Origin of the sequence: Micrococcus sp. KRD012 (genome assembly GCF_017168555.1) — a bacterium.
In the GTDB taxonomy this organism is placed as follows: domain Bacteria; phylum Actinomycetota; class Actinomycetes; order Actinomycetales; family Micrococcaceae; genus Micrococcus; species Micrococcus luteus.
In genome coordinates this window covers 12,941-22,135 of the sequence record NZ_JABFBB010000023.1, presented here as the reverse complement: position 1 = coordinate 22,135, position 9,195 = coordinate 12,941, and the positions used below count along the sequence as shown (strand labels likewise).

Below are 9,195 nucleotides of genomic sequence, written 5' to 3'. Positions count from 1 at the left end.
CCGCCACCGCTGCCGACCACCCGTCCGACGAGGCCGCCGAGCCGATGACCACGGCCCCCACCCCGGCCCCGGCGACCGCCGGGCCCGCCGGCGGCCCCGAGGACGGGGCCGCGCGTCGGCGGCGTGGAAAGGACGACCGCCCGGTGCAGTACCGCCGCGGCTGGTTCATCCCCGTGTTCACCACGCTGCTCGCCCTCACCCTCGCGGCCGTGGCCGTGTGGGGCTACCTGTGGACCCAGACGCAGTACTACGTGGGGGCCAACGACGGCCGGATCGCCGTGTTCAAGGGCGTCTCCCAGCGGCTGGGCCCGCTCGAGCTGTCCCACGTGGACCGCCAGACCGACCTCCCGGTGGACGCGCTGCCCGCGTACGCACGCGACCGCGTGAACGCCGGCATGCCCGCCCGGGACGTGGACCACGCGGAGCAGATCGTCGCCGAGCTGCGCGACTCGCTGCACCCGAACGCCCCCGCCCCCGCCGGTGAGCCCTCCGAGCGGGCCCGGCCGAGCACGACGCCGTCGTCGTCCTCCGCCCGCCCCTCGGACGCGTCCGGCTCCGCCGCGCCGACGAGCCCGGCGTCGTCCCCGAGCGCGACGGGAGGTGAGGCCCCGTGACCGAGGTGATCTCCCCCGCACGCCCGCGCCGGAACATCGAACTGGTCCTGCTGCTGGCCGCCCTGGCCATCGCCCTGGGGGCGGACCTGCTGGGCATGATCGGCACGGACGCCCCGCTGGACTCCACCGCCTGGGTGCCGCTGGGCATCTTCGGGGCCGCCACCCTGGTGCTGCACGTGGTCCTGCGGCTGCGCGCCCCCTACGCGGACCCGTTCATGCTGCCGATCACCGCCTTGCTCAACGGGCTGGGCCTGGCCATGATCCACCGGCTGAGCCAGGACGCCGCGATGGCCAACCCCACCTCGCAGCTCGTGTGGTCCGTCCTGGCCGTCCTGGTGGCCTCCGCCCTGGTGTTCCTGGTGCGCGACCACCGGGTGCTGCGGCGCTGGCCCTACCTGTTCCTCGTCGCGTCCGGCGTGCTGCTGCTCCTGCCGCTCGTGCCCGGGCTGGGCCTGAGCATGTACGGGGCGCGGATCTGGATCGACGTCGGATTCGGCACCTTCCAGCCCGGCGAGATCGCCAAGATCACGCTGGCCGTCTTCTTCGCCGGCTACCTCTCCGCGAACCGCGACCTGATCCTGCTGGCCGGCCGCCGCGTGGGCCCGGTGACCTTCCCCCGCGCCCGGGACCTCGGCCCGTTGCTGGCCGGCTGGCTCCTGGCGCTCGGCGTGCTCGTGTTCCAGCGCGACCTGGGCTCGGCCCTGCTGTTCTTCGGCATGTTCATGGCGATGCTCTACATCGCCACGTCCCGCGCCTCCTGGATCCTCCTCGGCCTGGGCCTGATCGCCTTCGGCGCGGCGCTGGCGTTCCTGTTCATGCCGCACGTGACCGCCCGGTTCGAGATCTGGCTGAAGGCCTTCGACCCCGAGATCTACCATCGCGACTTCGGCGGCTCCTACCAGGTGGTCCAGGGCCTGTTCGCGATGGCCTCGGGCGGGCTGATGGGCACCGGCCTGGGTGCGGGCAACCCCACCCAGGTGCCGCTGTCCTTCTCGGACATGATCCTCACGGCCATCGGCGAGGAGCTCGGCTTCGTGGGCCTGGCCGCCGTGCTCGTCCTGTACCTCCTGCTCGTCACCCGCATGATGCGCGCCGCCCTCGGCGTGCGCGACGCGTTCGGCAAGGTGCTCGCCTCCGGTCTGGCCTTCACCATGGCGTGGCAGGTGTTCGTGGTGATGGGCGGCGTGACCCTCGTGCTGCCGCTCACCGGCCTCACGACGCCGTTCCTCGCCGCCGGCGGCTCGTCGCTGCTGGCCAACTGGATCATCGTGGGGCTCGTGCTGCGCATCTCGAACGCCGCCCGCCGTCCCGTGGTCGTGGACGGGATGGTCAACGCGTCCGGGCCCGGCGCCGGCCACCTCGACCCCGGCACGGCGCTCCCGGCGGCCGCCGTGCCCCCGGGAGGAGGTGAGGAGCGGTGAACGAGGCGATCCGACGCACGTGGACCGTCATGGCGGCCATGCTCCTCGTGCTCGCGCTGGCTGCGTCCGTCATCCAGGTGCTGGCCGCTGACCAGCTCAAGACGCACGCCCTGAACTCTCGGCAGATGTTCCTGGAGTTCGGCGCCCCGCGCGGGCCGATCCTCGTGGACGGCGAGCCGATCGCCGAGTCGGTCCCCTCCGGCGACGCGTACCACTACCAGCGCGTCTACCACGAGACCGAGCTGTACGCCCCGCTCACGGGCTTCTATTCGCTCACCTACGGCACCGACGGGCTGGAGGCGGCCATGAACGAGCAGCTCTCCGGCACCCCCACGTCCCAGTTCGTGGACCGCGCCATGGAGATCATCACGGGTGCCACACCCGAGGGCGACCAGGTGGAGCTGACGATCGACCCCGAGCTGCAGCGTCTGGCGTACGACGCGCTCCCGGACGGCGTGCGCGCCTCCGCCGTGGTCACGGACCCGACGACGGGCGAGATCCTGGCCATGGTGTCGAAGCCGGGCTTCGACTCCAACGCGCTCTCCTCGCACAGCCCGGCCGAGGCGCAGTCGGCCATGGCCGCGATCGACCAGATCCCCGGCGCCAGCGCATACCGCAACCGCGCCGCGGAGCAGCTCGTGTCCCCCGGCTCCACGTTCAAGCTGATCGACGCGGTGGCCATGCTCGAGTCCGGTGACTACACCCCGGACGGGACGGTGGACATCCCCGCCGCGTGGACGCTGCCCGGCACGACCACGGAGCTGCCCAACTACGACGGCTCACCGTGCAACACCGTGGGGCGTCAGACCCTCACGTGGGCGCTGGCGCAGTCCTGCAACACGCCGTTCGCCATGGCCGCCGTCGAGCTGGGCCAGGACCGGATCCGGGAGGTCGCCGAGCGGTTCGGCTTCAACGACTCCTTCGACTACCCGCTGCCCGTGACCGGCTCCGTGTTCCCCTCCGACCTGGACGACGCCGCGCTGGCGCAGTCCTCGATCGGCCAGCGGGACGTGCAGGCCACCGCGCTGCAGATGGCCATGGTGGCCGCCGGCATCGCGAACGACGGCGTGGTCATGGAGCCGCAGCTGATCAAGGCGGTCCGCCGTTCGGACCTCACCACGGTGCAGGAGTTCAGCCCCCGTGAGCGCGGCCGGGCGACGACCCCCGAGGTGGCCGGGCAGGTCTCGGACATGATGGTCTCGGCGGTGGAGGACGGCATCCTGGGATCCGTGCAGTCGGACACGGTGCGGATCGCGGCGAAGTCGGGCACGGCCGAGGTCGGGGACACGGGCAACGTGCACTCCTGGATCACCGGCTTCGACGCGGGCGAGAACCCCCGGGCGGCCGTGACGATCGTGGTGGAGGACGAGCCGCCGGGGGTTGGACATCAGACAGTCGTCAGTGGCATGAAGGCAATCATGGAAGCGGTGGTCACGGAATGAGGCCGACATCGGGCATCACCCTCGGCGGCAGATACCAGCTGACCGATCGCATCGCGATCGGCGGCATGGGCGAGGTGTGGAAGGCGCGGGACAAGGTCCTGGGCCGGATCACCGCCGTGAAGATCCTCAAGGAGGAGTACACGGGTGACCCCAACTTCCTGCGCCGCTTCCGGGCGGAGGCCCAGCACACCGCGCTGCTGAACCACCCCGGCGTCGCCAACGTCTACGACTACGGCGAGGAGAAGGGCTCCGCCTACCTCGTCATGGAGCTCGTGCCGGGCCAGCCGCTGTCCTCCATCCTCGAGAAGGAGAAGGTGCTCTCCCCCGAGCGGACCCTGCGGATCATCGCGCAGACGGCGGCCGCGCTCTCGGCGGCCCACGCCCAGGGGCTCGTGCATCGCGACGTCAAGCCCGGCAACCTCATGATCACGCCCACCGGCCGGGTGAAGGTGACGGACTTCGGCATCGCGCGCCTGGCGGACCAGGTCCCGCTCACGGCCACCGGCCAGGTGATGGGCACCGCCCAGTACCTCGCGCCCGAGCAGGCCACGGGGCAGCAGGCCACCGGCTCCTCCGACCTCTACTCGCTGGGCATCATCGGCTACGAGGCCCTCGCCGGGCATCGCCCGTTCACGGGCGAGTCCCAGATCGCGATCGCCCTCGCCCAGGTCAACGACACCCCGCCGCCCCTGCCGGACACCGTCCCGGCCCCGGTGCGCGCCCTGATCATGTGCATGCTCTCGAAGGACCCCAAGGAGCGGCCCTCGGACGCGACCGCGCTCTCGGAGGCCGCCGACGCGCTGCGTCGCAAGGACACCCGCGGCGCGGTGGAGGCCGTGCCCGGCCTGGCCGCCTTCCTCGAGGAGCAGGGCGTGGCCGACCCCTCGGGCGCCGAGACCGCCCCCCTGGACTACGACGGCATGCGCACCACCCATCCCCGCGCCGAGGGCACCCGGACGGACGGCTTCCCCGCCACCGCGGCGCTGCCGGTGACCGCGGCCCAGCCCCGCACCGACGACGACGCCCGCGGCCCCGGCGCCGCCGGTGCGGCGGCCGTGGGCGCGGCCGGTGCGGCCGGCGCCGCCGCGAGCGCGAGCACGCGCGACCACGAGATCGCCGCCGTGCGCGACCAGCAGACCCGCCCGGGCGACGTCGTGGACCCGGGCCCGCCCGCCGGGGGCGGCTCCGCGCCCGCCCGCCGGCGACGCGCCAACCGCTGGCCGCTGTGGGCGCTGCTGGGGCTCGTGGTGTTCGCCCTGCTGGGGGCGCTGCTGTGGCCGCTGCTCACGGGTGGCCGCGGCGTCGGCGGCTCGGCGCCGGCGACCTCGCAGGAGGAGTCGTCCGTGAACGTGGACCCGGAGGCGTACAAGGGTCGCCCCGTGAGCGAGGTGCGCACCGAGCTCGAGGGCCTCGGCCTGGCGGTGCGCGAGGAGGACCGCGACGCGCAGAGCCCGGAGGGCACCGTCGAGGAGATCAACCCCGTGGGGGCGCTGCAGCGCGGTGAGACCGTCACGCTGGCCGTCTCCACCGGGGAGGGCGTCATCCCGGAGGGTCTCGTGGGCCAGCCCGTGGACAGCGCGATCCAGACGCTGCGCGACCGCGGCTTCACCGTGGACCGGGTGGACGACCCGTCCGCCGACGGCGCCGACGGCGAGGTGGTGCGCGTGGTGCCCGGCGAGGGCGAGCGTCACCGCTATGACACGCACGTGCAGCTGATCGTGGCCACCGGCGGGTCCGACGCCGCGCCGACCCGCGAGGCCTCCCAGCCCGCCTCGGAGCCGGAGCCCAGCGCGTCGGAGGAGCCGAGCAGCGAGCCGAGCCCGTCGGCCTCGGACGAGCCCAGCCCGTCCCCCACCGCCGAATCCCCGACGGCCACCGCCGACCCGGAGCCCATGCCGGAGCCGACCGAGGAGCCGACGACGCCCACGGGGGATCCGACGACGGAGTCCTCCGGCGAGTCCACGGCGCCGACGGGCCAGCCCACCACCGACCCGTCCGCCGACGCGCGTGGCGCGCAGGCCTCGTCCGCCGACGCCACGCCCTCCGCCTGAGCGGCGGGCGGGACGACCACGCGGACGTGTCTGTGGACGAGCAGAGGACCCTGAACGGGCGGTACCGGATCGGTGAGCTGATCGGGCGCGGCGGCATGGCGGACGTCTTCCGTGGGGAGGACCTGCGGCTGCACCGCCCGGTGGCGGTCAAGCTGATGCGCCGGGATCTGGCACGCGACCCGCACTTCCAGGCGCGCTTCCGCAAGGAGGCGCGCTCGGCGGCCTCCCTGAACCACCCCTCGATCGTCTCCGTGTACGACACGGGCGAGGTCTCCCTCGAGGACGGCCTCCATCCGGTGGACTGCCCGTTCCTGGTGATGGAGCTCGTCTCCGGCCGGACGCTGCGGGAGATCCTGCACGCAGAGGGCGCCGTGGGCACGGACCGTGCCGTGGCCTGGACCCGGGGCGTGCTGGAAGCGCTCGAGCACGCGCACGAGGAGGGCATCGTCCACCGCGACGTGAAGCCCGCGAACGTCATGGTCACGGAGACGGGCGCCGTGAAGGTGATGGACTTCGGGATCGCCCACGCGCTGGCCGACACCTCCGCCACCACGTCGCAGACCCAGGCCGTGGTGGGCACCGCCCTGTACCTGGCCCCGGAGCAGGCGACGGGCCGCACCGTGGACGGCCGCGCCGACCTCTACGCGGCCGGCTGCCTGCTGTTCGAGCTGCTCACGGGCCGACCCCCCTTCACGGGTGACACGCCGCTGGCCGTGGCCTACCAGCACGTGCGCGAGGAGCCGCCGGCGCCCTCCGACGTCGACCCCGACCTGCCGCCCGCGTTCGACCCCGTGGTGCTGCGCGCCCTGCGCAAGAATCCACAGGACCGGTTCCCCACCGGCGCCGCGTTCCTCGCGGCCCTCGAGGAGGCCGCCGCGGATCCGCACGCCGGCCCCGGCCGTCACCCCCCGCCGCTCGATGCCGTCCATCCCGCCCTCGTCGGCGCGGTGCTGGGCGCCACGCCCGCGGGGCACGGGGCCGACGTCGCCGACGTGCCGACGGCCGCGGTCCCGCTGACCCGGCCGACGCCCTCCGTCCCGGCCGAGCCGGACACCACACAGCCCCAGGCGGCGAACCACGCCGTCGCGGGTGCGGGACTGCCCGGCGCCGCCTCGGCCGCGCAGCTGGCCGCCGCCGCCGCCATGGACGGCCCCCGCCCGGTGACGGCCGGCCAGCCGGTGACGGCCGGCCAGCCGGTGACGCCCCGGCCCGAGCCGCCGCCCGGGGACACGCCGGCGCCGGCGACGGCCACACCCCGTCGCGTCCGACGCCGCGTCCGCCGGCGCACGCTCCTGGCGGCCGGCATGGTCCTGGTCGCGCTGGCCCTGGTCCTGGCGCCGTGGCTCGCGGCGGCCCTGCGCAACACCGTGGAGGTGCCCGCGGTGGTGGGGCTGCAGCAGGACGAGGCGGTCGCGGCGCTCGAGGACGCGGGCCTGGTGGCCGTCGTCTCGTCGGCGTACATGGCCGACGCCCCGGACGGGGCCGTCACCCAGAGCGACCCGCAGACGGGCACGGAGGTGCCCCGCGGGGCCGAGGTGCGGATCCGGGTGTCCCGCGGCGAGGAGGGCATCGCGCTGTCCGACTCCCTGCACGGGCTGTCCGAGGACGCGGCCCGCCGCGAGCTGGAACGGCTGGGCCTGCGCGTCTCCTCCGTGCAGTACCAGGACGACGGCCGACTCGAGCGCGGGCTGCTCGCCCGCACCGACCCCGCGATGGGCACCCACGTGCCGCCCGGCTCCTCCGTGGTGCTGCACCTGTCCAGCGGCATGGTCGCCGTGCCGGACGTGGTGGGGATGAGCGCTCCGGACGCGCGGCGTCAGCTGGCGCTGAGCGCCCCCGAGCTGCGCGTGCGGATCCAGGACGAGGACGGCGCGACCACCGACACCGGCACGGTCGTGGCCCAGGATCCGCCCGCCGGCGTCCGCGTGGACAACCGCTCCTCTCTGACCCTGACGGCGTCCTCGTGGATCGCGCCCACGGCCGAGCCCTCCGAGCCGGCGCCGCCGTCCAGTGAGGCGCCCGAGCCCACGCCGTCGGCGTCCGCGCCACCGAGCCCCCCGCCGTCGGAGAGCCCCGAGCCCTCCGAGAGCGCGGAGCCGTCGCCCTCGCCGTCCGCCTCGGCCACGCCCAGCCCCGAGCCGACGGCGACCGCGACGCCGTCGCCGACGCAGAGCCCGTCGTCGCCGTCGGCGGCCCCGTCGGAGCCGACCGGGCAGCCGCCGAGCACCTCGCCCACCGGGACGCCGGTGGACCCGCTGCCGACGCTGACGCCGGACCCCGAGCCCTCGATCGATCCGCCGCCGTCCACCTGAGCGGACGGGGCGCCGTCCGACCCGCGAACCGGGCCCCGGGACCGGTCAGTCCTGGCGGACGAGGGGCGAGAGCCGGCCGCCGCGCTCGGCGGCCCCGGAGAGCCCCACGGACTCGAGCCAGTTGCCGAGCATCCGGTAGCCGCCCTCGGTGAGCACGGACTCGGGGTGGAACTGCACGCCCCACAGGGGCGCGGTGCGGTGGGCCAGTCCCATCACGACGCCGTCCTCGGTCTCGGCGGTGATCTCCAGGACCGCCTCGTCCACGGTGGGCCGCACGGCGGCCAGCGAGTGGTAGCGGGTGGCGGTGAACGGCGAGGGGACGCCCTCGAACATGGGGTGCTCGCCGTGGCGGACCAGGGACGTCTTGCCGTGCATGAGGGACTCCGCGTGCGTCACGGTGGCGCCGAACGCCTCCGCGATGGCCTGGTGCCCCAGGCACACCCCGAAGAGCGGGCGGCCGCCGTCGGCGGCGGAGCGGATGAGGTCGAGGGAGACACCGGCGTCGGCGGGCGCGCCCGGCCCGGGCGAGATGAGCACCGCCGTGTGCTCGGCCGCGAGCTCGAGGGCGCGGGCGGGGGTGACCTCGTCGTTGCGGATCACGGTGGTGCGGGCCCCGAGCTGCTCGAGGTAGCCCACCAGGGTGTAGACGAAGCTGTCGTAGTTGTCGACGACGAGGACGGAGACCTCGGGGCTCTGCACGGGGGCACTCTTTCCTCCCCGCCGCGTGGGAGCGGGGTGCATAGACTGGCCGGGCACGTCGCTGACCCCGGTCCTGGGCAGGTCAGCAGGATACCGTCCCCGCCCCGGTCCCCGCCGGTGGGGGTCCACCGTGCGGACGGACCTCGGGGACGTGGACCCGGGTCCGAAGCCCCTCTCCCCCGGGTACAAGGCCGTGATGTTCGGCCTGCTGATCCTCGGCCTGCTCTGGATCATCGTCTACTACCTGACCCAGGGCCTCTTCCCGATCGTGCAGATCGGCGGCTGGAACATCCTCGTGGGCTTCGGCATCGCGCTCATCGGGTTCCTCATGATGTCCCGCTGGAGCGAATGACACGCGTGTAGTTCTCCACAGCGGTGGACAACCCTGTGGATGGCTGATCCGCACGATCCCGCCCGGAGACGAGTTGTCCCCGGAGTTGTCCACAGGTGTGGACACCCCTGTGGGAAGAAGTGCACACCCGCCTGTGGAGAACTCCGGGGACGGTCGGGGATGACGGTCTAGCTGTTGCTGGCCATAACGTTGTGGTTACGTAGGAAGGTCGCGGCAGGAGGCTCCGCCTCTGCGCGCGTCATCTCGGATTGGCTACAGGTACCTGCAGACCTCGTCGGCGTTGCAGGTCTCGGGTTCGGGTTCT

Annotated in this window: 6 protein-coding genes and 1 pseudogene; 6 read left to right on the top strand and 1 reads right to left on the bottom strand. The window is 74.0% G+C overall.

Annotation, left to right across the window (positions count from 1 at the left end; all coding sequences use genetic code 11):
- The 5 genes and pseudogenes from J1M37_RS09955 to J1M37_RS09935 all read left to right on the top strand — a co-directional run.
- A pseudogene (locus J1M37_RS09955) lies at positions 1-614 on the top strand (PP2C family protein-serine/threonine phosphatase); the annotation flags it as partial.
- Positions 611-2,035 carry an FtsW/RodA/SpoVE family cell cycle protein gene (locus tag J1M37_RS09950; protein WP_206452537.1) on the top strand — a complete coding sequence of 475 codons (1,425 nt, stop codon included), beginning with the start codon at positions 611-613 and terminating at the stop codon, positions 2,033-2,035. The pseudogene J1M37_RS09955 and the gene J1M37_RS09950, both read left to right, overlap by 4 nt.
- Complete coding sequence (locus J1M37_RS09945) at positions 2,032-3,477, top strand: penicillin-binding transpeptidase domain-containing protein (RefSeq protein ID WP_144786679.1); 1,446 nt, start codon at positions 2,032-2,034, stop codon at positions 3,475-3,477. Before J1M37_RS09950 ends, J1M37_RS09945 begins: the two co-directional genes overlap by 4 nt.
- The gene (locus J1M37_RS09940; protein ID WP_206452536.1) at positions 3,474-5,528 is read left to right on the top strand and encodes a protein kinase domain-containing protein; all 2,055 of its coding nucleotides are present in this window, start codon (positions 3,474-3,476) and stop codon (positions 5,526-5,528) included. Before J1M37_RS09945 ends, J1M37_RS09940 begins: the two co-directional genes overlap by 4 nt.
- Positions 5,529-5,560: 32 nt before the next feature.
- Entirely contained in the window at positions 5,561-7,840 is a 2,280-nt protein-coding gene (locus J1M37_RS09935) for a protein kinase domain-containing protein (protein WP_206452535.1), read from the top strand.
- A 45-nt stretch (positions 7,841-7,885) separates the two neighbouring features.
- Here the strand turns inward: J1M37_RS09935 and J1M37_RS09930 are convergent, their stop codons facing one another.
- Positions 7,886-8,539, bottom strand: coding sequence for an anthranilate synthase component II (locus J1M37_RS09930; protein ID WP_002858195.1), 654 nt, complete (start codon positions 8,537-8,539; stop codon positions 7,886-7,888).
- Positions 8,540-8,669: 130 nt separating this feature from the next.
- Between J1M37_RS09930 and J1M37_RS11595 the strand changes: the two genes are divergently transcribed.
- The gene (locus J1M37_RS11595) at positions 8,670-8,891 is read left to right on the top strand and encodes a cell division protein CrgA (protein ID WP_342345143.1); all 222 of its coding nucleotides are present in this window, start codon (positions 8,670-8,672) and stop codon (positions 8,889-8,891) included.
- Positions 8,892-9,195 lie beyond the last annotated feature (304 nt).

Excerpts from the sequence above, each read along its gene's own strand:
- J1M37_RS09940 (WP_206452536.1), top strand. The coding sequence starts at position 3,474 with ATGAGGCCGACATCGGGCATCACCCTCGGCGGCAGATACCAGCTGACC.